Genomic DNA, 26750 nt, shown 5'->3' on the forward strand with positions numbered 1-26750 from the left:
CGGTCAGCTCCTGGGAGGGACGCTCGCGGAGGGGGTGGCCGTGACGGTGACCGTCGGCGTGGGCTTGGGCTTGGCGGGCCGCGGCGGCAGGACGGTGTCGCGCGGGTCCTCGCGGGGCGGCTGGACGACGACGCCGACGATGTCGAGCTGGGAGAAGGCGACGAACGGCCGGACCTGGAGGTTGCGGGTCAGATCCCCGTTGAACGGCTCGACCCGGACGACCCTGCCGACGGGCACACCGGGCACGAACGGCTTGTCCTTGCTGGAGCCGAAGGTGACCAGGCGGTCGCCCTTCTTGATGTTGGCCCGGCCATTGAGGAGCTGAACGCGCAGCGAGCGGACGCCCTGCCCGTTGGCGAAGCCGATCTCGTTGGTCTTCTCCATGCGGGTGCCGACGGTGAAGTCGGGGTCGGCGGCCAGCAGGACGGTGGAGGTGTCGGCGCCGACGGTGGTGATCCGGCCGACCAGACCGTCGCCGTTGAGCACGGTCATGTCGCGGCGGATGCCGTCCCGGCTGCCGGCGTCGATGGTGACGGTCCAGGAGAAGCCCTGGGCCGAGCCGATGGCGATGACCTGGGCGCCCTTGATGGCGTACTGGCCGGTGCCGGCGGTCTTGAGGATCTTGTCGAGCTCGGCGGCGCGGCTGCGGTTCCGGTCGGAGGAGCCGAGCTTGGCCTTCAGCGCCTCGTTCTCGTGCTCCAGCTTGCTGATCCGGTTGTGCCGCCGGCCGGAGTCCCGTACGGCACCGACCGCGTTGCCGACCGGGTCGACGACGCGGGCGACACCGCTCTCGACCGGGCCGAAGGCGGAGGCGGCGGCTTGCCGGGCACCATCGAGCGGGGACTGTTCGCCGCCGCGGATATCGACCGTGATCAGCGCGAACGCGATCGCGACCAGCAGCACCAGCAGCAGCCGGCTCTCTCGTGTGTCCCTCACGTGCGGCGGCCGTGTCCTTCCTCGTAGGACCGGCCGGCTGCGGGCCCCGCCGGTCTCGTTCGGGAGTTGAGCGTTGTGCCTGTGTGACGGTGCCGGCCGGTGAAGCGTCAGGGCACCGTGTCTGTCGGGGTGTTGCGCCCGTGTGCCGGCCGGTCCGGCGGACGGACCGGCCGCTGGTGCCGGGGGCCCGGCCCCCGCGGCCGCCGAGCGGCGGCCGCGGCGCGGGTCGGTTCCCCGGCCTTGCTACCTGCGCGGCTGGGAGTCGAGGACCTGCTGGAGCGCCTCGAACTCCTCGACGCACTTGCCGGAGCCCAGCGCGACGGAGTCGAGCGGGTCCTCGGCGATGTGGATGGGCATACCGGTCTCGCGGCGCAGCCGCTCGTCGAGGCCGCGGAGCAGGGCACCGCCACCCGTGAGCACGATGCCGCGGTCCATGACGTCACCGGACAGCTCCGGCGGGCACTTGTCGAGGGTCGTCTTGACCGCGTCGACGATGGAGTTGACCGGCTCCTCGATGGCCTTGCGGACCTCGGCGGCCGAGATCACCACGGTCTTCGGCAGACCGGAGACCAGGTCCCGGCCGCGGATCTCGGTGTGCTCGTCCTGTTCCAGGTCGTAGGCCGAACCGATGGTGATCTTGATGCTCTCGGCGGTGCGCTCGCCCAGCAGAAGGCTGTACTCCTTCTTGATGTGCTGGATGATGGCGTTGTCGAGCTCGTCGCCGGCCACCCGGATGGACTGCGCGGTGACGATGCCGCCGAGCGAGATGACCGCGACCTCGGTGGTACCGCCGCCGATGTCCACGACCATGTTGCCGGTGGCCTCGTGGACCGGCAGACCGGACCCGATCGCGGCGGCCATCGGCTCCTCGATGATGTGGACCTGGCGCGCACCGGCCTGGGTCGAGGCCTCGATCACCGCACGGCGCTCCACTCCGGTGATGCCGGAGGGGACGCACACGACGACCCGCGGACGGGCCAGATAGCGCCGCTTGTGAATCTTCAGGATGAAGTAGCGGAGCATCCGCTCGGTGATCTCGAAATCGGCGATCACGCCGTCTTTCAGGGGCCGTACGGCGACGATGTTGCCGGGCGTGCGCCCGATCATCTTCTTCGCCTCAGCACCCACCGCGAGGATCCCGCCGGTGTTGGTGTTGATGGCCACGACCGACGGCTCGTTGAGGACGATTCCGCGGCCCCTGACGTACACCAGCGTGTTGGCGGTCCCGAGGTCGACAGCCATGTCACGGCCGATGAACGACATGTTGTTCCCCATGAGGATACGTCTGGCCTTCCCAACTGGAGCGAATGCTTACTGGAGGTCGGCAGGAGGTGATGCGCTGTGAGGCGCGGAAGCCTCCATCGTAGTTCGTAGTGCGCCCACTCGAACACGTCGGGAGGCTGTTCCGCCATTGTCAGCCGTACACGCACCCGCCCCCCTCAATGGTGACGTCGTGTCGCGGTGATGCGTTCCCCCGATCGTGTCGTATACACCAAGGGGCGACCGATGATTTCTTCGGTCGCCCCAGGTCACGGGGGGTGTACAGCTGATGAAGTGTCAGGAAATGCCGGGGAAGAAAATCTTGATCTCACGCTCGGCGGACTCTTCGGAATCCGACGCATGGATCAGATTCTCCCGGGTGATCGTTCCGAAGTCCCCACGAATGGACCCACTCGGCGCGGCAATCGGGTCAGTCGGCCCGGCCAGCGCCCGTACGCCCTCGATCACCCGCTCGCCCTCGACGATCATCGAGACGACCGGACCGGAGGCCATGAAGGCGACCAGGGGCTCGTAGAACGGCTTGCCGACGTGCTCGGCGTAGTGCTGCTCCAGGATCTCGCGGTCCAGGCTGCGCAGCTCCAGCGCGCTGATCGTCCAGCCGGCCTTCTTCTCGATCCGGCCGATGATCTCGCCGATCAGGCCGCGCTGGACGGCGTCAGGCTTGAGAAGGACGAGGGTGCGCTGGCTCACGAAGGGACTCCCTGGATATGAACAATGGTCAGCGGGTGCACTGAGGCTACATGGGGTACACGGCGCCACGCGGCGCAGCCCCCGGCCTCCGGGACGCCCCGTGGAACAGGCTCTAGGCGGGCTTGCCGGCCGGTTCGTCGGCAGCCTCGGACTGCGCCGCCCAACGGGCCTTCGCCTCATCGATCTTGCGGCCGAAGTGCACCGACGCCCACCACAGGGCGGCGAAGACCGCGCCCAGGAAGAACATCGTCGGCACCACGAAGCCACTGGCGATCAGGGCTGCCTGGAGCGCCCAGCCGAGCTGGACGCCACCCGGACGGGTCAGCATCCCGCACAGCACCAGGCTCAGCAGCATCGCGATCCCGCTGACCAGCCAGATCGTGGCCGGGGACAGCTCGGTCATCTGCATCGCGACCAGACCGGCGAAGCCGATCACGAAGAATTCGCCTATCAGAGTGCTGGCACACAGCGTGCGCATGATCAGGCCCTCCCCATCAGCAGCCGGGCCTCGCCGACCGTGATCACCGAGCCGGTCACCAGCACACCGGCGCCGGAGAACTCGCCCTCTTCCTCGGCGAGGGTGATCGCCGCCTCCAGGGCGTCGTCCAGCCGCGGCTCCACCTGGACCCGCTCGGCGCCGAAGACTTCGACGGCGACGGCCGCCAGCTCGTCCGGATCCATCGCACGATGGCTGGAATTACGGGTCACCACGATCTCGGCGAAGATCGGCTCGAAGGCCTCCAGGAAGCCCCGTACGTCCTTGTCCCCGCTGGCGCCGACCACGCCGACCAGGCGGCTGAACCCGAACGCCTCGGTGACCGCCTCGGCCGCGGCCCGCGCCCCCGCCGGGTTGTGCGCCGCGTCCAGCACCACCGTCGGGCTGCGGCGCACGACCTCCATGCGACCGGGCGAGGTGACGGCGGCGAACGCGGAGCGGAGGGTGTCGATGTCGAGCGTGCGGGCGTGCTCCGAGCCGACGCCGAAGAACGCCTCGACCGCGGCGAGCGCCACCGCGGCGTTGTGCGCCTGATGGGCGCCGTACAGCGGAAGGAAGATCTCCGGGTACTCACCGCCCAAGCCGCGCAGCGTCAGCATCTGCCCGCCGACGGCCACCTCGCGGGAGAGCACCCCGAACTCCATGCCCTCACGGGCGACCGTGGCATCCACCTCGACCGCGCGCTTGAGCATCACCGACGCCGCGTCCACCGGCTGCTGGGCCAGCACGACCGTGGCGTCCTTCTTGATGATCCCGGACTTCTCCCCGGCGATCTGCTCGGGGGTCTCGCCCAGCCGGTCGGTGTGGTCCAGCGAGATCGGGGTGACCACGGCGACATCGCCGTCGATGACGTTCGTCGCGTCCCAGGTGCCGCCCATGCCGACCTCGACGACCGCGACGTCCACCGGGCTGTCCGCGAAGGCCGCGTACGCCATCGCCGTCAGCACCTCGAAGAACGACAGGCGGTACTCCTCCCGGCTGTCGACCATCTCCACATACGGGGCGATGTCCCGGTAGGTCTCGATGAAGCGCTCGGCGGAGATCGGACCGCCGTCCAGGCTGATCCGCTCGGTGATCGACTGGACATGCGGGCTGGTGTAGCGGCCGGTGCGCAGGTCGAAGGCGGACAGCAGGGCCTCGATCATGCGGGCGGTGCTGGTCTTGCCGTTGGTGCCGGTGATGTGGATGGACGGGTAGGCCCGCTGCGGAGAGCCGAGGATGTCCATCAGCGCGGCGATGCGCTGCACCGACGGGTCCAGCTTGGTCTCGCCCCAGCGGCCCGCCAGCTCCTCCTCGACGGCGCGCAGCGCGCGGTCGACCTCGGGGTCGGCCGGCCGGGCGGGGATCCCGTCCCCCTGCGGCGGACCGGCCTGCGCGCGCAGGGTCCGGCTGCCGGCCTCGATCACCGCGAGATCGGGGTCACGGTCGGTCTCCGCCTCGACCAGTTCGTCGAAGGCGTCGTTCGGGTCGGGGTCGTCGTTCTGGGGGCGCTCGCTCACGCCGACCAGTCTACGAGGCACGTGTGACAGCGGTGCGCTGCGTTGCCCTCCCCCGGTACCGCACTGCGGCCGGAGGCGGCCGGCCCGCTCCGCGCCCCGGCGTGCGCCCCTGCGCCGGGGGCCGGGGACGGGGCGGGGACGGGGGCCGGGCCGGCTACGACGGCAGCGCCGCCTTCATCATGGCCCGCGCGATCGGACCCGCCAGCCCATTGCCGGAGACCTCGTTGCGGGCGGCGTGCCCGTCCTCGACCATCACGGCCACCGCCACCCGGTGTCCCTTGCCGTCCTCGGCGTACGAGACGAACCAGGCGTAGGGCGTCCCGCTGTTGTCGACGCCGTGCTGAGCGGTGCCGGTCTTGCCGCCCACGGTCAGTCCGTCGATCTTCGCGCCGGAGCCGGTGCCCTTGTCCACGACCGTCTGCATCGCCGACCGCAGCTGCTGGGCCGTGCGCGCCGACATGGCCTTGTCGTCGCGGTAGGTCTTCGGCTCGTTGCTCTGGACGGTGTTGCCGCCGCCGTCGGTCAGCTTGTCGACCAGCTGCGGGGTCTTCAGCTCGCTGCCGTTCGCGATGGCCGAGCTGACCATCGCCATCTGGAGCGGGGTCGCCTGGTCGTCGAACTGGCCGATCCCGGACAGCGCGGTCTGCGCCTCGTCCATGTTCCCGGGGTAGACGCTCTTGCCGGCCCGCACCGGGGTGTCCACCTTGCCGTCGTTGAAGCCGAACTTCTCGGCCTGCGCCTTCACCTTGTCCTTGCCCAGGTCGACGGCCATCTTCGCGAAGACGGTGTTGCAGGAGTACTGGAGCGCGGTGCGGATGTCCGCGTTCTTGCAGGGCGCGGCCCGGTTCTCGTTGGTGAGCTCGGTGCGGGTGTGCGGGAGCGTGTACGGGTCGGGGCTGTCGGTGGGCTCGTCCACCGAGGAGTACAGGCCGTCCTCCAGCGCGGCCGCCGCGACCACCAGCTTGAAGGTGGAGCCGGGTGGCAGCGGCTGCCGCAGCGCCCGGTTGACCTCGGGGTCCTCGCTGTCGCCGGACATCTTCCGCCACGCCTTCTGGTCGGCGCCGTCGGAACCGGCGAAGGTCCCCGGGTCGTACGACGGGGTGCTCACCATGCCCAGGATCCGCCCGGTGGCCGGGTCCATGGCGACGGCGGCGCCCTTCTTGTCGCCCAGCGCCCGGTAGCCGGCCTTCTGCACCGCGGCGTCGATGGTGGTGGCCACGTCGCCGCCCTTGGCCCGTTTGCGGGTCAGCGCGTCGGCGGGGGTCTGGAGCCGGCTGTCGGAGCCGTCCAGGAGGTCGCCGTAGAGGCTCTCCAGCTGGTTGCTGCCGAAGATCTGCGAGGTGAAGCCGGTGACCGGCGCGTACAGCGGGCCGTCCTTGTAGGTCCGCTTGTACTTCAGCGTGTCGGAGGTGGCGGCGGAGCCGGTGACCGGCTCCCCGTCGACGAGGATGTTGCCCAGCGGCGCCGAGTACTTGCCGATCGTCACCCGCGGATTGTGCGGGTCCTCCTTGTAGTCGCCCGCCTTCGCGCCCTGGAGCCAGGTCGCCCAGCCCATCAGCGCGACGATCAGGGCCAGACAGAAGACCGCGGCCCGTCGCAGGGGTTTGTTCATCGGGCGCGGCTCCTCAGGTACGGGACGTGCGGGGCTGCCGCCACTACGGCATTCCGGACCACCGTGCCTCGGCCAGATGAGAGCGCGATGAGAACGCCCCGCCCGCCGCCCGGACCGCCGCCCGAGCCCCGCCCACCGGGGCCCGCCCTGCGCGGACGTGCCCAACAACGGCGCAGGCCCCCCGCCCGTACGGACGAGGGGCCTGCGAGGTCTGCCGCCGTTACGCCTTCGGCAGGGCCGCCAGCTGCGCGGTGATCCGGACGATGTCCGCCTCCGCGGCCTCCAGCCGGCCGCGGATCTTGTCCACGACCTTCTCCGGCGCCTTGGCCAGGAACGCCTCGTTGCCGAGCTTGGCGGTGGCCTGCGCCTTCTCCTTCTCGGCCGCGCCCAGGTCCTTCGTCAGGCGCTTGCGCTCCGCCTCGACGTCGATGGCGCCGGACAGGTCCAGGGCGACCGTGGCGCCCCCGACCGGCAGCGAGGCAGTAGCGCTGAAATCGTCACCGGCCGGCTGAAGCCGCAGCAGCGAGCGCATCGCGGCCTCGTGCGCGGCCAGCGCCGTACCGGACAGGTCCAGCCGCGCGGGGACCTTCTGGCCCGGCTGGAGCCCCTGGTCGGAGCGGAACCGGCGGACCTCGGTCACGACCTGCTGAACGGTCTCGATCTCCCGCTCGGCCGCCGCGTCCCGGAAGCCGGAGTCCTTCGGCCAGTCGGCGATCACGACCGACTCACCGCCGGTCAGCGCCGTCCACAGGGTCTCGGTGACGAACGGCACGATCGGGTGCAGCAGCCGCAGGGTGACGTCCAGGACCTCACCCAGCACCCGGCGCGAGGCGTCGGCGGCCGGGCCGCCCGCCATGAAGGTGGTCTTGGACAGCTCGACGTACCAGTCGAAGACCTCGTCCCAGGCGAAGTGGAAGAGGGTGTCCGACAGCTTCGCGAACTGGTAGTCGTCGTAGTACGCGTCGACCTCGGCGACGACCGAGTTCAGCCGGGACAGGATCCACCGGTCGGTCGCCGACAGCTGCTCGGCGGGCGGGAGTTCACCCTCCACCGTCGCACCGTTCATCAGCGCGAACCGCGTGGCGTTCCAGATCTTGTTGGCGAAGTTGCGGGACCCCTGGACCCAGGCCTCGCCGATCGGGACGTCGACACCGGGGTTGGCGCCACGGGCGAGCGTGAACCGGACGGCGTCCGAACCGTACTCGTCCATCCAGTCCAGCGGATTGACCGCGTTCCCGAAGGACTTGGACATCTTCTTGCCGAACTGGTCGCGGACCATGCCGTGCAGCGCGATGGTGTGGAACGGCGGGGTGCCGTCCATCGCGTACAGCCCGAACATCATCATCCGGGCGACCCAGAAGAAGAGGATGTCGTAGCCGGTGACCAGGACGGAGTTCGGATAGAACTTCTCGACGCTCGGGGTCTGCTCGGGCCAGCCGAGCGTGGAGAACGGCCACAGCCCGGAGGAGAACCAGGTGTCGAGGACGTCGGTGTCCTGGTGCCAGCCCTCGCCGCTCGGCGGCTCCTCGTCCGGTCCGACGCAGACGACCTCACCCTCCGGCCCGTACCAGACCGGGATCCGGTGGCCCCACCACAACTGCCGCGAGATGCACCAGTCGTGGAGGTTGTCGACCCAGCCGAAGTAGCGGGACTCCATCTCCTTGGGGTGGATCTTGACCTTGCCGTCGCGGACCGCGTCACCCGCGGCCTTCGCCAGCGGGCCGACCTTGACCCACCACTGCATCGACAGCCGCGGCTCGATGGTGGTCTTGCAGCGCGAGCAGTGCCCGACGGAGTGGGTGTACGGGCGCTTCTCGGCGACGATCCGGCCGTCGGCGCGCAGCGCACCGACGATCGCGGAACGGGCCTCGAAGCGGTCCAGGCCCTGGAAGGGGCCGTGCGCCGTGATGACACCGCGCTCGTCGAGCACGGCGAGGTTGGGCAGCCCGTGCCGGCGGCCGATCTCGAAGTCGTTCGGGTCGTGGGCCGGGGTGACCTTGACCGCGCCGGTGCCGAACTCCGGGTCGACGTGCTCGTCGGCGACGACCGGGATCCGGCGGCCGGTCAGCGGCAACTCGATCTCGGTGCCGACGAGATGGGCGTACCGCTGGTCCTCCGGGTGGACGGCGACCGCGGTGTCACCCAGCATCGTCTCGGCCCGCGTGGTGGCGACGACGATGGACGAGTCGCCCTCGCCGTACCGGATGGAGACGAGCTCGCCGTCGTCTTCCTGGTACTCCACCTCGATGTCCGAGATGGCGGTCAGACAGCGCGGGCACCAGTTGATGATGCGCTCGGCGCGGTAGATCAGCTCGTCGTCATGGAGCCGCTTGAAGATCGTCTGAACGGCCTTGGACAGGCCCTCGTCCATCGTGAACCGCTCACGCGACCAGGCGACACCGTCGCCCAGGCGCCGCATCTGGCCGGAGATCTGTCCGCCGGACTCGCCCTTCCACTGCCAGACCCGCTCGACGAACGCCTCACGGCCCAGGTCGTGCCGGGAGACGCCCTCCTTGGCGAGCTCCCGCTCGACGACGTTCTGGGTGGCGATACCGGCGTGGTCCATGCCCGGCTGCCAGAGGGTCTCGTAGCCCTGCATGCGCTTACGGCGGGTGAGCGCGTCGATGAGGGTGTGCTCGAAGGCGTGCCCCAGGTGCAGGGAGCCGGTGACGTTCGGCGGCGGGATGACGATGGTGTACGGCGGCTTGTCGCCCTTCTCGTCCGCCTCGAAGTAACCCCGCTCTACCCAGCGCTCATACAGCGGCCCCTCTACATCGGCCGGCGTGTACTGAGTCGGCAGTTCGGGGGCGCTGTGCTTGCTCTGCTGAGAGTTCTCGGTCACGCCGGACAGTGTACGGGCGCGGATGTAGCAGCTTCGAATCGGTTTCGCCCCCGGGGCAACGGCTGTCAGCGGCGTCGTACAGGATGTCGGCAGCGCTTCAACAGCACCCAGAACTTCACACGCAGAACTCAACTGAATTCAGTTGTCACGAGGGGAACCGCTCCATGAGCTTCAACCAGCCGCCTCCCGGCCCGTACGGCCAGCAGCCCCCGCAGCCGGGCCCGTACGGCCAGCCGCAGCAGCCACCGGCCCCCCAGCCTGGTTACGGCTACCCGCAGCAAGGCGGCCAGGTGCCTCCGCAGCAGGGCTACGGGTACCCCCAGCAGGCCGGCCAGGCGCCCCCTCAGCAGGGCTACGGCTACCCCCAGCAGGCCGGCCAGCCCTACGGCCAGCAGGCCCCGTACGGCGGCCAGCAGACGCCCTACGGCGTGATCCCGCAGGGCCCGGAGGAGAGCGGCGGCAACGGCAAGAAGATCGGCCTGATCATCGGCGCGGTCGCGGTCGTCGCGGCGATCGGTGTGGGCGCGTACTTCGTCTTCGGCTCGGGCGGGGATGTGAAGCCGTACACCATCTCGCTGCCGGAGAAGCTGCTGAGCGCGGAGTACAGCAAGGTGCCGGACCGCGCCGGCGGGAAGCCGCAGAAGGACTTCTCCGACGACAAGGAACTGCGGGCGATGGGGATCACGGACGCCACCGCCGTTCAGGGCGGGTACATGAACGCCGCCAAGCAGCAACTCGTGGTGGTGGGTGTCTACGGCACGGTGAACGACCCGGAGACCGCCGTGGACCAGACGTTCGCCAAGCTCGAGGAGAACCAGAAGAAGGACCCGAACGCCTCGCGCGCCAAGATCGAGACGGTCACGCCGGTCACCGAGTACTCACCGGAGGGCTTCGACGGCGCCGTGATGAAGTGCAAGGTGCAGAAGGCGACGGTCACGATGAGCGGCGTCAGCGCGTCCCAGCAGGTCTCCGTCTGCATCTGGGGCGACAACAGCGCGATCGGCATCGTGCAGTCCCAGCCCGCCCCGGCGACCAATGGTCCCGCCGGCTCCGAGCCGCTGACCGCCGAGCAGCTCTCCGAGAAGACGGCCAAGCTCCGCGACGAGGTCCGCAAGGAGAAGTAGGCACCGCAGCCGCCCCGGAAGCCGAGGCGCTCGACCAGCACCCCGCGTCGAGCGCCTTTCGCTTGCCCGGCGGCCTGTCCTGCGGCGTGCCCCCCCCCGCTCCCGTGCATGCGGCCTCTGGAGCGGCTCGGCGTCAAGGCGTCTCATGCCGAGGAAGCCTGCAACCGCGCGCAGTCCTGACACGCCGCATCAACACACCACCGCCCGGCAGCGTTCCCGCTGCCGGGCGGTTCGGTATCAACTACGAGCGCGTCTTACGCGCTCTTCTCCTGCGGCTCCCCCGACTCGCCGCGGTTGCGCGGGACCAGGGTCGGGTTGACGTTCGAGTGGACGACATCCTCGGTGATGACGACGCGGGCCACGTCCTTGCGGGACGGGATCTCGTACATCACCGCCTGGAGGACCTCCTCCATGATGGCGCGCAGACCGCGGGCGCCGGTGCCGCGGAGGATGGCCTGGTCGGCGATGGCCTCCAGGGCCGGGCGGTCGAAGTCCAGCTCCACGCCGTCGAGTTCGAAGAGCCGCTTGTACTGCTTGACCAGCGCGTTGCGCGGCTCGACCAGGATCTGGAGCAGGGCCTCGCGGTCGAGGTTGTGGACCGAGGTCAGGACGGGGAGACGGCCGATGAACTCCGGGATCATCCCGAACTTCACCAGGTCCTCCGGCATCACGTCCTGGAGCTGGTCCTTGGACTCGATCTCCCGCTTGGAGCGGATCGTGGCGCCGAAGCCGATGCCCTTGGCGCCGGACCGGGCCTCGATGATCTTCTCCAGCCCGGCGAAGGCACCGCCGACGATGAAGAGGACGTTGGTGGTGTCGATCTGGATGAATTCCTGGTGCGGGTGCTTGCGGCCGCCCTGGGGCGGGACCGAGGCGGTGGTGCCCTCCAGGATCTTCAGCAGCGCCTGCTGGACGCCCTCGCCGGAGACATCGCGGGTGATCGACGGGTTTTCGCTCTTCCGGGCGACCTTGTCGATCTCGTCGATGTAGATGATGCCGGTCTCGGCCTTCTTGATGTCGAAGTCCGCGGCCTGGATCAGCTTGAGGAGGATGTTCTCGACGTCCTCACCGACATAGCCGGCCTCCGTCAGCGCCGTGGCGTCGGCGAACGCGAAGGGGACGTTGAGCATCCGGGCGAGGGTCTGCGCGAGCAGCGTCTTGCCGGAGCCGGTGGGGCCGAGCAGCAGGATGTTGGACTTGGCGAGCTCGATGCCCTCATCGCCGCGGCCGGGGCCGTTCTCGCCCGCCTGCACACGCTTGTAGTGGTTGTAGACGGCGACCGACAGCGCCTTCTTGGCGGGGTCCTGGCCGACGACATAGCCGTTCAGGAATTCGTAGATCTCCCGCGGTTTGGGGAGCTCCTCCCACCGCACCTCGGAGGTCTCGGCGAGCTCCTCCTCGATGATTTCGTTGCAGAGGTCGATGCACTCGTCGCAGATGTACACACCAGGTCCCGCGATGAGCTTCTTCACCTGCTTCTGGCTCTTCCCGCAGAATGAGCACTTGAGCAGGTCGCCGCCGTCACCGATGCGTGCCACGAGGTGCTTCCCCTTCGCCTGGGATCCGTATTGCTCCACGGACCCGGGTGCTTGCCTATCGACGGTACCTTGCCGGGCCCCCCGTACGGGCCCCCCTTGGACGGACTCGGTTCACTCCGTCCCGAACCGGTCCAAGGGGGCAACGCTCCGGCTCATTTCGCGAAAGATCGCTAGCCGATCGAGACCGACGACTTCCGCGTCGAGACGATCTGGTCGACCAGACCGTACGCCAGGGACTCCTCGGCAGTCAGGATCTTGTCACGCTCGATATCGTCCCGGATCTTCTCGATCGGGGTGGTGGAGTGCTTGGCCAGCAGCTCCTCCAGCTGCGAACGCATCCGCAGGATCTCGTTGGCGGCGATCTCCAGGTCGGAGACCTGACCGCGGCCGGTCTCGCTGTACGGCTGGTGGATCAGGACCCGGGCGTTCGGCAGCGCCATCCGCTTGCCGGGGGTGCCGGCGGCGAGCAGCACGGCCGCGGCGGAGGCCGCCTGGCCCATGCAGACCGTCTGGATGTCCGGCTTCACGAACTGCATCGTGTCGTAAATGGCGGTGAGCGCCGTGAAGGAACCGCCCGGGGAGTTGATGTAGATCGAGATGTCCCGGTCCGGGTCCATCGACTCCAGGCAGAGCAGCTGCGCCATGACGTCGTTGGCCGACGCGTCATCGATCTGCACGCCGAGGAAGATCACGCGCTCCTCGAACAGCTTCGCGTACGGGTCGTACTCGCGCACACCCTGCGAGGTGCGCTCGACGAAGCGCGGGACGATGTAGCGGGACTCGGCGCGCGGGCCGGAAAACTCGGACTCGGCGCCCTGCGAGAGGCCGCTGCCGGGGAAGTTGTTCATCGTGGTGTTCACCGTCCTGGTGGCGATCAAGTGGGCTGGGGGCTGAAGGGCGAGTGGTACGGGGCCTCAGGCGCCCGTGCCGCCCCCGCCCGGAACGCCGGCGGCGGAGGTCATGACATCGTCGATCAGGCCGTATTCCTTGGCCTCATCGGCGGAGAACCAGCGGTCGCGGTCGGAGTCCTGGGTGATCCGCTCGACGGTCTGACCGGTGTGGAAGGCCGTCAGCTCCGCCATCCGCTTCTTGGTGTGCAGCAGCCGCTCGGCGTGGATCTTGATGTCGGACGCGGAGCCGGCCAGACCCGCGGAGGGCTGGTGGATGAGGATCTCGGCATTCGGCAGCGCGAAGCGCTTGCCCGGGGTGCCGGCGCTCAGCAGGAACTGTCCCATGGAGGCGGCGAGGCCCATCGCGATCGTCACCACGTCGTTCTTGATGTACTGCATGGTGTCGTAGATCGCCAAGCCGGCCGAGATCGAGCCGCCCGGGGAGTTGATGTAGAGGAAGATGTCCTTGTCCGGGTCCGCGGCGAGGAGAAGCAGCTGCGCGGTGATCTTGTTGGCGATGTCGTCGTCGACCGGCTGGCCGAGGAAGATGATCCGCTCGCCGAGCAGCCGGTTGTAGACCTGGTCGCCGAGGCCACCGAAGGTCGGCTCAGCGGCGGCGGAAGGCATCGGGATCGTCACGTGTCCACCTGCTCGTTGTCGGACGGCTCCAGGCCGTCTCAGCGTCGTCTTCTGGGGCGCGGGGATCGGCGCCGTGTGTCGCCCCGGCGCGGTTTCAGGGACTCCCCTGCCCTCGTATCTACGGACCCTAACGCGCAGGTCGGACAACGCCATCCCGCATCGATAACTGTTCGCTGTGAGCGCAGGCTCACCGGTCCGGTACGAGTACGGGCCCGAACACGCGGACGTGCGTGTTCGGGCCCGTGATCAGCGGTCTTCGCGCGAGGCGACCGGGGCTCAGGCCTCGGGCTTCTCGTCGGCGGCCTCGACCTCGGTGCCCTCGGCCTCGGCGACGACGGTCTCGGCGGTCTCGTCCTCGTCGTCGAGGTCGATGACCTCGCCGTTGCTGTCCTTGACCGTGGCGGCCTCGACGACGACCGCGAGGGCCTTGCCGCGGGCGACCTCACCGACGAGCATCGGCACCTGGCCGCCCTCGACGACGGCCTGGGCGAACTGGTCGGGGGACATGCCGGAGGACTGCGCGCGGCGCATGAGGTGCTCGGTGAGCTCCTCCTGGCTGACGTTCAGCTTCTCCTTGTTGACCAGCTCGTCCAGGATGAACTGGGTCTTGATGCCCTTCTCGGCCTGCTCCTTGGTCTCGGCGTCGAACTCTTCCTCGCTCTTGCCCTGGATCTCCAGGTACTTCGCGAGGTCGAGGCCCATCTGGCCGAGCTGGTGGTTGACCAGGTTGTGCTTGCGGGTCTCGATCTCGTCCGCGAGCAGCTTCTCCGGCATCGGCACCTCGACGAGCTTGAGCAGCTCGTCCAGGACCTTCTCCTGCGCCTGGGTGGCCTGGTCGTACTTCTTCATCTGCTCAAGGCGCTTGCGGCTGTCCGCGCGCAGCTCCTCGAGGGTGTCGAACTCGCTCGCCAGCTGCGCGAAGTCGTCGTCCAGCTCGGGCAGTTCGCGGGACTTGACCTCGGTGACCTCGACCTTGACCTCGGCCTCCTTGCCCTCGGCGGAGCCGCCCTTGAGCTCGGAGGTGAAGGTGGCCTCGCCGCCGGCCGCGACGCCGGTGACGGCCTCGTCGATGCCGTCGAGGAGCTCACCGGAGCCGACGGTGTAGGTGACGCCCTCGGCGACACCGTCCTCCAGGACCTCGCCGTCCACCTTGGCCTCGAGGTTCAGCGTCAGGACGTCGCCGTCCTGGGCGGCGCGCTCGACCGGGGCGGTCGTGGCGAAACGCTCCCGCAGCTGCTCGACGGACTTGTCGATGTCCTCGTCCGACACCTCCACGGCGTCGACCTCGACCTCGATGCCGGAGTAGTCCGGGATCTCGAGGGCGGGACGGATGTCGACCTCGGCGGTGAAGGCCAGCAGCTCGCCGTCCTTCAGCTCGGTGATGTCGACCTCGGGCTGGCCGAGGACGTTGAGCTCACCCTCGTTGACCGCCTCGGTGTAGAACTTCGGGAGCGCGTCGTTGACGGCCTCCTCCAGCACGGCACCGCGGCCGAACCGCTGGTCGATGACGCGCGCCGGGATCTTGCCCTGGCGGAAGCCCTTCACCGTGACCTGCTGGTTGATCTTCTTGTACGCCGCGTCGAGGCTGGGCTTGAGCTCCTCGAAGGGCACCTCGACAGTGAGCCGAACCCGAGTCGGGTTCAGGGTCTCCACGGCGCTCTTCACGGTTCGGTCTCCTTGGGGCTGACTTCTGGGGTTCTGCTTGAGATCTTCCCGTATCCGGCTGTTCCGGTACCGGCCGATCACGCCCGGTACACAGACACACGGGCACGCAGCTTGCATAGTAACCGCAAGGAGGATGACGCCCACAACGCGATCTTGAACAGCGGCCGATCATGCGGCGGCGCGAGAGTGGGCCGGGGTGGTGCCCGACGGTGCCGTCGGGCTGACCTGTCTACTGGTCGGGGTGGCCGGATTCGAACCGACGACCTTCCGCTCCCAAAGCGGACGCGCTACCAAGCTGCGCCACACCCCGTCGGTGCGACACGTAGGGTACATGGCCGACGGCGCTCCAGCTGCCAGTTATCGGGGCGCCCGGTGGCGGGACATGGGGGCGTACGCGGCGACGCGCACCGTCCTCGGGAAGGGATGTGCGGCGCACCGCCGCGACCCGCTAGGATGCACTGCGTGCCGAGGTCCGAGCGACCTGTGGCGCTTGCGCGGGCGTAGCTCAATGGTAGAGCCCCAGTCTTCCAAACTGGCTACGCGGGTTCGATTCCCGTCGCCCGCTCGTATGAGGAAACCCCAGGCCGGACGGCCTGGGGTTTTCCGCTTTCCGGAGAGCGCCGCCGGATGCCGGCACACCTCTTCGCTCCGCGGTCGCGGGTCAATAGGGTGGTCCGCATGGAGATCTGGCTCAATCCCGCGTGTTCCAAGTGCCGTTCCGCCGTGGAGATCCTCGACGAGGCGGGCGCCCACTACACCGTGCGCAAATACCTGGAGGACCCGCCGAGCGCCGGTGACCTGCGGGACGTGCTGACGCGGCTGGGCCTGGAGCCCTGGGACATCACCCGGACCCAGGAGGCCGAGGCCAAGGAGCTGGGGATCGGGGACTGGGAGCGCACCGACGCCGCGCGTGAGCGGTGGATCGCGGCGCTGGCGGCACACCCCCGGCTGATTCAGCGGCCGATCATCACCGCGGACGACGGTTCGGCGCTGGTCGGACGCAGCGAGGACGCCGTACGCGAGGCGGTGGCGCGGGCCGGGGGCGAGACCTCGTAGGACGGGGACTTTGCGCGGCGCCTGGCGGAGGGCCGGCGGACCACCTAGAAGGTGATGTGGTTGATGGTGTCCGCCAGGGAGTTGAGGAACTTGTTGATCGACGGCGCCACGCCCGTGGAGGCGAGGAAGAAGCCGAACAGTATGGCGACGAGCGCCGGGCCCCCCTTGATCGACTTCCCTCTGATCAGCACGATCAGGATGATCCCCAACAGCAGCACAACTGACAGCGAAAGAGCCACAACTGATCACACCCTCGGTCGGAACGCCTCACCGGCCCGGGGGCATGCCGCGCACACCCCCCTGCACTCATCGTGCCACCAACTCCATGCCCATCGCAGGCCGGTGACGAATCATCGGCCAACGCTTTGCCCGATTCCGGCCGCTGGTGGCCGAGGGGTTACCGCGGGGTGGCGTACAGGTGGCGAGCGGACGACGGTGCGGGGGCCGCGTGGGGCCGGGACGTAGTTGGTACGAGGCCGGGGAATTTCCCCGCCTGACACCTCGTCGGTAATTTCTGCCGATCATTCCTCGGCGGCATTCTGATCATTTTCCCGGCCCGCGGGAATAGGGAATTCGTGGCATCCGTCACTGCTTTACGGGCCACTTCGAAGGCTTATTAGCATTCGGACATAAGACTAAGGAATGGGACATTCCCTCAGAGTCGTTTGCGGGGGATACGACCCGATTTGACGGGATGAAAGGGGGCGAATCGGGCAGCGTGGTGGAGGTTCTGCCCCGGCGATTGCGGATTTTATCCGGGCGCCCTCCGGAGCGGCACCCAATGAAATAACGAAGGGGCCGCACACGGTTTTACGCGCCCGCCGACCGCCGCTATCGTGCCTCAAATGTTTCCCGCTGCCCCGACACCCCGACGCGCCCTGCCCCCTGCCCAGCGGGCGGCGGGTACGGACCGGACCGGGCCCACGGCTCAGCCGTCCGGCGTGCCGGAGGGCGCGGCGGTGCCCGCCCCGAAGACCGGTGGCCGTAACCCGTTCTTCGACAACGCGAAGTACCTGGCCATCGTGCTGGTGGCGATGGGGCACGCATGGGAGCCGCTGACCGACAAGAGCCGGGCGGCCGAGGCGTTCTACATGACCGTCTACACCTTCCACATGCCGGCCTTCATCATCATTTCCGGTTACTTCTCGCGCAGCTTCGACATGCGCAAGGACCGGTTGCAGCGGCTGGTCACGGGGGTCGCGGTCCCCTACATCCTCTTCGAGACCGCCTATGCCTTCTTCAAGCGCTGGGCGGACGACGATCCCGGGCACCCCATCAGCCTGCTCGACCCGTGGTTTTTGACGTGGTTCCTGGTGGCCCTGTTCATCTGGCGGCTGACCACCCCGCTGTGGCAGATCGTGCGCTGGCCGATTCCGCTCGCGGTGGCCATCGCCGTACTCGCCTCCGTGTCACCGGACATCGGTGACGATCTGGACCTCCAGCGGGTGCTCCAGTTCCTGCCGTTCTTCGTCCTGGGGCTGGCGCTGCGGCCCGAGCACTTCAAGCTGGTGCAGCGGCGGGCGGTGCGGATCGCCTCGCTGCCCGTCTTCGCCGCGGCGCTGGTGATGGCCTACTGGGCGGCGCCCCGGATGTCCTCGGCGTGGTTCTACCACCGGGACAGCGCCCAGGAGCTGGGCACCACCTGGTGGATCGGCGCGGTGATGACGCTGGCGCTCTTCGGCTGCTCGATGGTGATGGTGGCCTGCTTCTTCGCCTGGGTGCCGACGCGGCAGACCTGGTTCACGGTGCTGGGCGCGGGAACCCTCTACGGCTATCTGCTGCACGGCTTCCTGGCCAAGGGCTCGCGGTTCTGGGGCTGGTTCGACGACTACGCCTGGCTGCACACCCCGCTCGGCGAGATCGCGGTGACGCTGATCGCCGGCGGCATCGTGACGGCCCTGTGCACCCCGCCGGTCCGCCGGGTGTTCCGCTTCGCCATGGAGCCGACGATGGCCTGGGCGTTCCGGAAGGATCCGGCCGATACGGCGCGGGCCCGCGTCAGCGCCTGAGAGCCCGCGCTTTCCGGCCGGAGCGTGACGCGGTCGGTTCACGCCATGCCGGGGGCGGCGCACCGGTCCCCGCGGCGCGCTGGGAACGGCCGCGGAAACGGCCGAAGTACGCCCTCGGGGAGAGCGGCCGACGGGCCGCGGCCCCCTCCGGCACCGTCCCCGTTACGTGTCCCGGCAGATCAGCAGCAGCGCCCGGTCGTCATTGACGTCCTTGGCGACGGCCTCGATCAGATGCCAGGCGGCGCCCGCGAAGCCCCCGGCGACATAGCGGTCGGCCTCGCCGGTCAGCCGGTCGATGCCCTCCGCGATATCGCGGTCGGCGGCCTCGACCAGGCCGTCGGTGAACAGCATCAGCACGTCGCCGGTCCGCAATGTGCCCTTGACCGGGTGGAACTGGGCGCCGTCGTAGACGCCGAGCAGCGGCCCGTCCCCCGCCTTCTCCTCCCAGCGGCCGGTGCCGGCGCTGAGCTGGAGGGCCGGCAGATGTCCCGCGGAGAGGAGTTCGTAGTCGCCGGACTCCAGGTCGAGGACGAGGTGGATGGAGGTCGCGAACCCCTCGTCCCAGTCCTGGCGCAGCAGATAGCCGTTGGCGGCGGGCAGGAAGCCGTGCGGCGGCAGCGAGCCGAGCAGGCCGCCGAAGGCGCCGGACAGCAGCAGGGCGCGGGAGGCCGCGTCCATGCCCTTGCCGGAGACATCGGTCAGCACCACTTCGAGGATGGTGCCGCCATGGGTGCGGGAGGCCACCACGAAGTCGCCGGAGAAGGACTGTCCGCCGGCCGGGCGCAGCGCCATCTCGTGGTGCCAGCCCTGCGGCAGCTTGGGCAGCTTGCTCTGGACGCGGATGCGTTCGCGCAGGTCGAAGAGCATGGTGCCGCCGCGCCGCCAGGGCACCCCGACCCGGCTGCGGAACTGCGCGATGAGCAGCCCGAAGAGCCCGACCGCGGCGACGACCAGGACGGTGCCCGGAGTGATCCGTTCCGGCCCCTCCTCGTACGGGCCGAACAGCGCGGACTCGACGACCAGCGCGGTCGCCGAAGCGCCGTACAGGACGAGGAGATTGGCCGGCCGCAACAGCAGACCGCCGGCGATGACCGGGAGGACCAGCGCCGTCGGGGCGATCCATTCCGGCCACCAGAGTGTGCCCGCGGCGATGGCGGGTATGGCGATGAGCAGGGCGGCCAGCGCGAACCGGTCGGAGCCCTCGCCGCGGAAGTAGTCGACACCGGCCTTGCGCACGCCGATGCGGGCCCGGTGCAGTCCTTTGTGCATCCGGGCCGTCAGGGTTTCCGTTCCCTGGCCGCTGCTCATTGCTCTGGGACCTTATCCACCCGTTCGGCGGTGCGTCGATTCGCCGCACGTCGGCCCGGAAAATTCCCGGGAAACCCCGTTCGAAATGCGGTCGCGCCGCTATGGAGCGTGCGCTAGGGATGTCGTATGGCCACGGAATTACGGATGTTGCGGGACGTCGAATGGGACGCCTGGTCGGACACGCTGAACCGGGCGTTCGGCGAGCCGCCCCCGAGCCCTGAGCAGCGGGCCCTCAGGCGGGAGCTCACCGAGACCGGCCGCTCGTTCGGCGTCTGGGACGGCGCGGACTGTGTCGCCACGGCGGGGGCGTTCTCCTTCGGGCTCACCGTGCCGGGCGGCGCCGAAGTGCCGGTGGCCGGCGTGACGATGGTCAGTGTGCAGCCGACGCACCGCCGCCGCGGGCTGCTGCGGGCCATGATGCGGCACCAGTTGGCGGATGTCCGGGAGCGCGGGGAGCCGCTGGCGGTGCTGACCGCCTCGGAGCCGGCGATCTACGGACGGTTCGGCTACGGTGCGGCGGCCCTGGACATGCAGCTGACCGTGGACACCCTGCGGCTGGCCGCCCCCGAGCTGCCCGGCACGGACGAGGTGCGGCTGCGGCTGGTGGACCCGGCGGCCGCGCTGGCGGAGTGCGAGCGGGTCTATGCCCGGCTGGTGCCCGCCCGGCCGGGGATGCTGGCGCGGCGGCCCGGCTGGGACCGGCTCGCGGTGCTGGACCTGCCGGGCGAGCGGGCGGGGGCCGGGGAGCTCCAGTGTGTGCTGGCCGAGGTGGACGGCGAGGTGCGGGGCTATGCGCGCTATGCCGTCAAGGTGGTCTGGGAGGACGCCGGACCTGCGGGCGTGGTGCGGGTGCGGCACGTGGAAGCACCGGATCCGGTGGTGTACGCGGCGCTGTGGCGCTTTCTCTTCGGGATCGATCTGACGTCGTCGGTGACGGTGCGCACCCGGCCGGTGGACGATGCGCTGCCGCATCTGGTCGGGGACATGCGGCGGTGCGTTCCCGTGCTGCGGGAGTCGCTGTTCGTCCGGCCGGTGGAGGTGGGCGCGGCGCTGGCGGCGCGGACGTACCGGACGCCGGTGGACGTGGTGCTGGAGGTCGCCGACCCGTTCTGCCCGTGGAACGAGGGCCGCTGGCGGCTGACCGGCGACGCGACGGGCGCGGTCTGTGCGCGGACCACGGACCCGGCCGAGCTGGCGCTGTCCGTACGGGAGCTGGGGTCGGCGTATCTGGGCGGGTTCACCCTGAGGTCGCTGGCGGCGGCGAGCGCCGTCCGGGAGCTGCGGCCCGGTGCGCTGGCGGCGGCTTCGGTGGCGTTCGGGTCGGACGTGGCGCCCTGGTTGCCGCACGGGTTCTGAGGCCCCCCGTCCCGTGCGGCCACCAGGGCGGCAACGGGACCGTCAGCCGCCGCCGGTGCCCGGCTGGCAGCCCGGGCACCAGAAGAGGTTGCGGGCGGCGAGGCCGGCGGTGCGGATCTCGCTGCCGCAGATGTGGCAGCCCTGGTGGGCGCGGCGGTAGACGTAGACCTCGCCGCCGTGGTCGTCGACCCGGGGCGGGCGGCCCATGGCCTCCGGCAGATGCTCCGGGCGGACGGTGTCGATCCGGTTGTGCCGGACGCCCTCGGCCATCAGGAACACCAAGTCGGCCCAGAGGGCGTCCCATTCGGCGCGGGTGAGGTCACGGCCGGCGCGGTAGGGGTCGATCCGGTGCCGGAAGAGGACCTCGGCGCGGTAGACGTTGCCGACGCCGGCGATCACCTTCTGGTCCAGCAGCAGCGCCGCGATGGTCGTCCGGCTGCGGGAGATCCGCTGCCAGGCGCGGCTGCCGTCGTCCTCGGGGCGCAGCGGGTCGGGGCCGAGCCGGTCGTGTATCGCGTGCTTCTCGGCGTCGGTGATCAGTGCGCAGGCGGTGGGGCCGCGGAGGTCGGCGTACGCGGTGGCGTTCACCAGCCGCAGGCGCACCGTGTCGGTGGGCGGCGGGGCGGGGGTCGCGCCGAAGCCGAGCTTGCCGAACAGGCCGAGGTGGACATGGACCCAGCGGTCCTGGCCGAAGCCCAGGAAGAGGTGCTTGCCGTGCGCCTCGGCGCGGGTCATGACGTGGCCGTCGATGAGGGCGGCACCGTCCGCGAACTTGCCCTGCGGACTGCTCACCCTGACCCGTTCGCCCTCGAAGCGGGAGCGGTGGTCCAGGGCGAGGCGGTGGATCGTATGCCCCTCGGGCACGGAGGTCCTCCAGTGGGCGCGCCCGCCCGCCCCGGCGGCCGGGGCGGGCGGGCGACGGGATGAACGAGGGTCAGCCCTGCGGGTGGTGGGCCGGGATGGCGGGCAGCTCGCCGGTGGTCTCGTAGGCCGAGAGCATCTCGATACGGCGGGTGTGCCGCTCCTCACCCGAGTAAGGGGTGGCGAGGAAGATCTCGATGAACTTGGTCGCCTCTTCCTCGGTGTGCATCCGGCCGCCCACGGAGATGACGTTGGCGTTGTTGTGCTCGCGGCCGAGCTTGGCGGTCTCCTCGCTCCAGGCCAGCGCGGCCCGGACGCCCTTGACCTTGTTGGCGGCGATCTGCTCGCCGTTGCCGGAGCCGCCGATCACGATGCCGAGGCTGTCCGGGTCGGCGGCGGTCTTCTCCGCGGCGCGCAGGCAGAACGGCGGGTAGTCGTCCTGGGCGTCGTAGATGTGGGGACCGCAGTCGACGGGCTCGTGGCCATGGGCCTTGAGCCACTCGACGAGGTGGTTCTTGAGATCAAAACCGGCATGGTCGGAACCGAGGTACACGCGCATGCGATGAGTGTGACACGCCCGCCGCCGGGTAGGCGCGGCTGGGTCTGCCCAGGGGTCGTGCACGGAACGCCACCCCCCGCCTTCCGTCCGCAAGCGGATTGCGTAACTATCCAGGGTTTCCCACAACAATCCGGCCGAAGACCTTCCAATCCACGGCCAACGAAGATCTAATGCGAGAGATCCCATCCGCGAACCACGAAGGACGGTGCTCATGGGCGCGCACCCGCCTACTACCACCAAAACGGTCCCTATCACCGGTGAACCCGGCAGCGGATCCACCGGGGGACCGTCACAGGACGGGCTGCAAGCAGGACTCAAGAACCGTCATCTGTCGATGATCGCCATCGGCGGGGTCATCGGCGCCGGTCTGTTCGTCGGCTCCGGCGCCGGGATCGCGGCCGCAGGCCCGGGCATCCTGCTCTCGTACGCGCTGACCGGCCTGCTGGTCGTGCTCGTCATGCGGATGCTGGGCGAGATGGCCGCGGCCTCTCCCACGTCGGGGTCGTTCTCCGCCTACGCGGACCGGGCGATGGGCCGCTGGGCCGGCTTCACGATCGGCTGGCTGTACTGGTTCTTCTGGTCGGTCGTGCTGGCCGTCGAGGCGACCGCGGCCGCCGCGATCCTCACCGGCTGGGTGCCGGCCGTCCCGCAGTGGGCCTGGGCGCTGCTGGTGATGATCGTGCTGACCGGCACCAACCTGGTCTCGGTCGGCTCGTTCGGTGAGTTCGAGTTCTGGTTCGCCGGGATCAAGGTCGTCGCGATCGTCGTCTTCATCGTGGTCGGTGCGCTGGCGATATTCGGGCTGCCGCCGGGCGGTGCCCCGGTCGGCACGGAGAATCTGACCGGGCACGGCGGCTTCCTGCCGAACGGTCCGGGGGCGATCCTCTCCGGCATGCTGCTGGTGGTCTTCTCCTTCATGGGCAGCGAGATCGTCACGCTGGCGGCGAGCGAGTCGCCCAACCCGGTGCAGGCCGTCCGCAAGGCCGTGAACAGCGTCATCTGGCGGATCGCGCTCTTCTACCTCGGCTCGATCGCGGTGATCGTGACGCTGCTGCCGTGGGACTCCAAGGCGGTGGCGAAGAGCCCGTACGTGGCCGTGCTGGAGTCGCTGGACATCCCGTACGCGGGCACCGTGATGGATGTCGTGGTGCTGACCGCGGTGCTGTCGTGTCTGAACTCCGGGCTCTACACCGCCTCCCGGATGGCGTTCTCGCTCGGCCAGCGCGGGGATGCGCCGAAGTCGTTCGCCACCGTCAACAAGGGCGGCGTCCCGGCGGTCGCGATCTATGCGTCGGTCGCCTTCGGCTTCATCGCGACGATCTTCAGCTACACCTCGAAGGACACCATCTTCGAGTTCCTGCTGAATTCGTCGGGCGCGGTGGCGCTGTTCGTCTGGCTGGTCATCTGCTTCTCGCAGCTGCGGATGCGCCGGACCATCGAGCGGGAGACGCCGGAGCGGCTGACGGTGCGGATGTGGCTGTACCCGTGGCTGACGTACGCGACGATCGGGCTGATCCTCTTCGTCATCGGCTACATGTTCTACGACCCGGACGGCCGCAAGCAGATGGTGCTGTCGGTGGTCGCGGCCGTGGTGGTGCTGGCGGTCGGACTGATCCTGGACCGCCGCCGCCCGCGGGAGCGGGACGCGGTCGAGGCCGAGCGCGTGTAGCGCCGTACGGCGGCAGAGAAGAGGGCGGGGCCCGCACCGATTGGGTGCGGGCCCCGCCCTCGTGCGGTGCGCGATCTCAGCCGCGGCGCCCGGCGAGCTTCCAGGCCGTGGGCAGCGCGCCCATCGCCAGAGCGGCCTTGAGGGCGTCACCGATGAGGAACGGGACCATGCCGACGGCGACCGCCTGGCCGAGGGACATCCCGGTGCTCAGCGCCAGGTAGGGGACGCCGACGGCGTAGATCAGGGCCATTCCGGCGGCCATGGTGGCGGCGGTGCGCAGCACTCCGCGGTCGCCGCCGCGGCGGGCCAGCGCGCCCACGGCGGTGGCGGCCAGCAGCATGCCCACGATGTAGCCGAAGGTGGCTCCGCCGGCGCCCGAGGCACCGCCGGCGAACCACGGCATGCCCGCGATCCCCGCCAGGGCGTACAGCGCCAGCGACAGCAGACCGCGGCCCGCCCCGAGGGAGGCGCCGACCAGCAGGGCGGCGAAGGTCTGGCCGGTGACCGGGACCGGGGAGCCGGGGACCGGGACGGCGATCTGGGCCGCGACGCCGGTGAGCGCGGCTCCGCCGAGCACCAGCGCGGCGTCGCGGACGCGGGCGCGGGACGCGGTGGCGGCCGGCAGCAGATCGGCGAGGACGGCGCCGGGACGGTGGAGAGCGGCAGTGCTCATCGGGACTCCGCGAGTGTGAGGACGGATATGGGACGGGACGCGATGACGTTAGTCCAGCGGACGGCCGGCGATCATCGTGTAGCGGCGACAAAGCCGTACCGGCCCGCTTGGAGAGTTCCGAACAACTCCCACCCTGCCCGGGTCTGTTGGGGCGTGTGGCGTCTTTGCAGGTCACGTGATGCTCATCACGGCCGGGGCCGCGTTGTGAGGCCGGTTTTGTGGTAGCGCGCGAGGTGCGGCGACACTGGGTCCGCCCCGCGGTGACCTGTGGAGTTCCCCCAAACGCGCCGGCGGCCCCCGCCGCCTCGGCCCTTGCGAGAGTACGAATCCATGCACGACGCAACGACCCAAGCCGGTGAGCCCGCCCTCGGTGCGGGCACCGGCGCGAAAGAGCCGCTGTCCGCGGGGCTCAAGCAGCGCCATCTGACGATGCTGGGCCTGGGCGGGGTGATCGGCGCGGGCCTGTTCGTGGGCTCCGGCGCCGGGATCGCGGTGGCCGGCCCGGGGATCGTGCTGTCGTATCTGATCGCGGGCGCGCTGGCGACGCTGGTCATGCGGATGCTCGGCGAGATGTCGGCGGCGATACCGGCTTCCGGTGCGTTCTCGGTGCATGCGGAACGGGCACTGGGGCGCTGGGCCGGGTTCAGCGTGGGCTGGCTGTACTGGTTCCTGCTGGTCGTGGTGCTCGCCGTGGAGGCCACCGGGGCGGCGCAGATCGCCCACGGCTGGGTGCCGGCGGTGCCGCAGTGGGGCTGGGTGCTGATCTTCATGATCGTCTTCACCGTCGCCAACCTGTCCGCGGTGAAGAACTTCGGCGAGTTCGAGTTCTGGTTCGCGGCGCTGAAGGTCACCGCGATCGTGCTGTTCCTGGCCCTGAGCCTGCTGGCGGTCTTCGGCGTGCTGCCGGACACCGAGCCGGTCGGCCTGACGAACCTCACCGAGCACGGCGGCCTGCTGCCCCACGGCTGGGGCGGGGTGATCTCCGGTGTCCTGGCGGTGGTGTTCGCGTTCGGCGGCCTGGAGGTCGTCACCATCGCCGCGGCCGAGTCGGACGACCCGGCGCGTGCGGTGGGCCGGGCGGTGCGCAGCGCGGTGTGGCGGATCCTGTTCTTCTACGTCGGTTCGATGCTGGTGATCGTGACGCTGCTGCCCTGGTCGTCGATGCAGCCGGGCAAGAGCCCCTACGTCGCGGTGCTGGAGCACATCGGGGTGCCGGGCGCCGGCCAGATCATGAACATCGTGGTGTTCGTGGCGCTGCTCTCCGCGCTGAACGCCAATCTCTACGGCTCGTCGCGGATGGTGTTCTCGCTCGCCGAGCGCGGTGAGGCGCCGCGGGCGCTGCTGAAGGTGTCGGGCGAAGCCGGGAGTGGAGGAGGGGTGCCGCGCCGGGCCGTGCTGGCGTCGGTGGCCTTCGGGTTCGTCTCCGTGCTGCTGAATCTGAAATGGCCGGATTCGGTCTTCCTGTACATGCTCAACGCGGTCGGCGCGGTGCTGCTGTTCGTCTGGGGGCTGATCGCGGTCTCCCAGCTGCGGCTGCGTCCGCGTATCGAACGCGAGGCGCCCGGGAAGCTGACCCTGCGGATGTGGGCGTTCCCGTATCTGACCTGGGCGGCGCTGCTCGCCATGGGCGGCGTGCTGGTGCTGATGCTGACCGACGACACGGCCCGGCCGCAGCTGCTGTGGTCGGCCGGGGCGACCGGCGCGGTGCTGCTCGTCGCGGGCGTCCGGGAACTCCGCGCGCGCCGCGCCCGACGCTGAATCCCCCGGTGCCGGCGGTGACACCGTGTCGTATCCGACGATGAATCAGACACACACCGTCACGATCACGTCTGAATACCGAACATTCGCTGCACAACTGTTGCCCTGAGCGGACACCGGCACTCAAACTGAGCCCGCTTTGCCGAGGACCCCGGAGTTGTGCCGTCGGCAGGCCCTTCGCGACCTGCTGCCCCGGCGGGGGTCCAGGGGCCCGGCAGCACCGTCGCACCGGTCGCGTCCCCGGGAGAACGCAGTAACGCCTTGCTCCGCTCTCACCTACTGGGACAGG

The 26750-nt window shown here is 69.7% G+C and carries 22 protein-coding genes and 2 tRNA genes; 7 read left to right on the forward strand and 17 right to left on the reverse strand.

Going from position 1 to position 26750, the window contains the following annotated elements:
• Nucleotides 1-3: 3 nt before the first annotated feature.
• The 7 genes from mreC to TU31_RS15805 all read right to left on the reverse strand — a co-directional run bounded on the left by mreC (nt 4) and on the right by TU31_RS15805 (nt 9356).
• Nucleotides 4-936, reverse strand: coding sequence for a rod shape-determining protein MreC (mreC, locus tag TU31_RS15775; protein WP_042154773.1), 933 nt, complete (start codon nt 934-936; stop codon nt 4-6).
• Nucleotides 937-1179: 243 nt separating this feature from the next.
• Nucleotides 1180-2199, reverse strand: coding sequence for a rod shape-determining protein (locus TU31_RS15780; protein ID WP_003985182.1), 1020 nt, complete (start codon nt 2197-2199; stop codon nt 1180-1182).
• A 294-nt stretch (nt 2200-2493) separates the two neighbouring features.
• Nucleotides 2494-2907, reverse strand: coding sequence for a nucleoside-diphosphate kinase (gene ndk, locus TU31_RS15785; RefSeq protein WP_042154776.1), 414 nt, complete (start codon nt 2905-2907; stop codon nt 2494-2496).
• A gap of 112 nt (nt 2908-3019) precedes the next feature.
• Nucleotides 3020-3385 carry a DUF4233 domain-containing protein gene (locus tag TU31_RS15790; protein ID WP_042154778.1) on the reverse strand — a complete coding sequence of 122 codons (366 nt, stop codon included), beginning with the start codon at nt 3383-3385 and terminating at the stop codon, nt 3020-3022.
• A gap of 2 nt (nt 3386-3387) precedes the next feature.
• On the reverse strand, nt 3388-4902 hold the full coding sequence (gene folC, locus TU31_RS15795) for a bifunctional tetrahydrofolate synthase/dihydrofolate synthase (protein ID WP_042154779.1): 1515 nt from the start codon (nt 4900-4902) through the stop codon (nt 3388-3390).
• 154 nt (nt 4903-5056) lie between these two features.
• Nucleotides 5057-6514 (reverse strand): peptidoglycan D,D-transpeptidase FtsI family protein, encoded by a 1458-nt coding sequence (locus tag TU31_RS15800; RefSeq protein WP_042154781.1) that lies wholly within the window; start codon nt 6512-6514, stop codon nt 5057-5059.
• 220 nt (nt 6515-6734) lie between these two features.
• The gene (locus TU31_RS15805; RefSeq protein ID WP_042154783.1) at nt 6735-9356 is read right to left on the reverse strand and encodes a valine--tRNA ligase; all 2622 of its coding nucleotides are present in this window, start codon (nt 9354-9356) and stop codon (nt 6735-6737) included.
• Between the two features lie 164 nt (nt 9357-9520).
• On the opposite strand from TU31_RS15805, the gene TU31_RS15810 reads away from it, so the two are divergent.
• Entirely contained in the window at nt 9521-10480 is a 960-nt protein-coding gene (locus TU31_RS15810) for a hypothetical protein (RefSeq protein WP_042154785.1), read from the forward strand.
• Nucleotides 10481-10734: 254 nt separating this feature from the next.
• Here TU31_RS15810 and clpX read toward each other — a convergent pair whose 3' ends face one another.
• From clpX to TU31_RS15835, 5 genes are all read right to left on the reverse strand, one after another.
• The gene (clpX, locus tag TU31_RS15815; RefSeq protein WP_006605628.1) at nt 10735-12018 is read right to left on the reverse strand and encodes an ATP-dependent Clp protease ATP-binding subunit ClpX; all 1284 of its coding nucleotides are present in this window, start codon (nt 12016-12018) and stop codon (nt 10735-10737) included.
• A 170-nt stretch (nt 12019-12188) separates the two neighbouring features.
• On the reverse strand, nt 12189-12866 hold the full coding sequence (locus TU31_RS15820) for an ATP-dependent Clp protease proteolytic subunit (RefSeq protein ID WP_026169394.1): 678 nt from the start codon (nt 12864-12866) through the stop codon (nt 12189-12191).
• A 66-nt stretch (nt 12867-12932) separates the two neighbouring features.
• Nucleotides 12933-13535, reverse strand: coding sequence for an ATP-dependent Clp protease proteolytic subunit (locus tag TU31_RS15825; RefSeq protein WP_030283915.1), 603 nt, complete (start codon nt 13533-13535; stop codon nt 12933-12935).
• A gap of 288 nt (nt 13536-13823) precedes the next feature.
• Complete coding sequence (gene tig, locus TU31_RS15830; RefSeq protein WP_042154788.1) at nt 13824-15212, reverse strand: trigger factor; 1389 nt, start codon at nt 15210-15212, stop codon at nt 13824-13826.
• Between the two features lie 233 nt (nt 15213-15445).
• Nucleotides 15446-15522: transfer RNA gene (locus TU31_RS15835), tRNA-Pro, on the reverse strand.
• 184 nt (nt 15523-15706) lie between these two features.
• On the opposite strand from TU31_RS15835, the gene TU31_RS15840 reads away from it, so the two are divergent.
• Nucleotides 15707-15777 (forward strand) — tRNA-Gly (locus TU31_RS15840).
• A 113-nt stretch (nt 15778-15890) separates the two neighbouring features.
• A complete protein-coding gene (locus tag TU31_RS15845) occupies nt 15891-16268 on the forward strand; it encodes an arsenate reductase family protein (RefSeq protein ID WP_042154790.1) in 378 nt (125 codons plus the stop codon).
• A 44-nt stretch (nt 16269-16312) separates the two neighbouring features.
• Here TU31_RS15845 and TU31_RS15850 read toward each other — a convergent pair whose 3' ends face one another.
• On the reverse strand, nt 16313-16507 hold the full coding sequence (locus TU31_RS15850; RefSeq protein WP_042154793.1) for a hypothetical protein: 195 nt from the start codon (nt 16505-16507) through the stop codon (nt 16313-16315).
• Between the two features lie 606 nt (nt 16508-17113).
• On the opposite strand from TU31_RS15850, the gene TU31_RS15855 reads away from it, so the two are divergent.
• Complete coding sequence (locus TU31_RS15855; protein WP_245698558.1) at nt 17114-18277, forward strand: acyltransferase family protein; 1164 nt, start codon at nt 17114-17116, stop codon at nt 18275-18277.
• Between the two features lie 162 nt (nt 18278-18439).
• Here TU31_RS15855 and TU31_RS15860 read toward each other — a convergent pair whose 3' ends face one another.
• Nucleotides 18440-19585, reverse strand: a complete 1146-nt coding sequence (locus TU31_RS15860) for a PP2C family protein-serine/threonine phosphatase (protein ID WP_042154797.1) — start codon at nt 19583-19585, stop codon at nt 18440-18442.
• Nucleotides 19586-19711: 126 nt separating this feature from the next.
• Between TU31_RS15860 and TU31_RS15865 the strand changes: the two genes are divergently transcribed.
• Entirely contained in the window at nt 19712-20941 is a 1230-nt protein-coding gene (locus TU31_RS15865) for a GNAT family N-acetyltransferase (protein WP_042154798.1), read from the forward strand.
• 42 nt (nt 20942-20983) lie between these two features.
• Here the strand turns inward: TU31_RS15865 and TU31_RS15870 are convergent, their stop codons facing one another.
• Together TU31_RS15870 and TU31_RS15875 are read right to left on the reverse strand one after the other, a co-directional pair.
• A complete protein-coding gene (locus TU31_RS15870) occupies nt 20984-21805 on the reverse strand; it encodes an Fpg/Nei family DNA glycosylase (RefSeq protein ID WP_042154801.1) in 822 nt (273 codons plus the stop codon).
• A gap of 70 nt (nt 21806-21875) precedes the next feature.
• Nucleotides 21876-22361 carry a ribose-5-phosphate isomerase gene (locus TU31_RS15875; protein ID WP_042154804.1) on the reverse strand — a complete coding sequence of 162 codons (486 nt, stop codon included), beginning with the start codon at nt 22359-22361 and terminating at the stop codon, nt 21876-21878.
• A 211-nt stretch (nt 22362-22572) separates the two neighbouring features.
• Between TU31_RS15875 and TU31_RS15880 the strand changes: the two genes are divergently transcribed.
• Entirely contained in the window at nt 22573-24030 is a 1458-nt protein-coding gene (locus TU31_RS15880; RefSeq protein ID WP_042154806.1) for an amino acid permease, read from the forward strand.
• Between the two features lie 76 nt (nt 24031-24106).
• On the opposite strand, the gene TU31_RS15885 is transcribed toward TU31_RS15880, so the two are convergent.
• On the reverse strand, nt 24107-24703 hold the full coding sequence (locus tag TU31_RS15885) for a biotin transporter BioY (RefSeq protein ID WP_042154807.1): 597 nt from the start codon (nt 24701-24703) through the stop codon (nt 24107-24109).
• A gap of 330 nt (nt 24704-25033) precedes the next feature.
• Between TU31_RS15885 and TU31_RS15890 the strand changes: the two genes are divergently transcribed.
• A complete protein-coding gene (locus TU31_RS15890; protein WP_042154809.1) occupies nt 25034-26461 on the forward strand; it encodes an amino acid permease in 1428 nt (475 codons plus the stop codon).
• The last annotated feature ends 289 nt before the right edge of the window (nt 26462-26750 follow it).

Source organism: Streptomyces lydicamycinicus (assembly GCF_000829715.2).
In the GTDB taxonomy this organism is placed as follows: Bacteria; Actinomycetota; Actinomycetes; order Streptomycetales; family Streptomycetaceae; genus Streptomyces; species Streptomyces lydicamycinicus.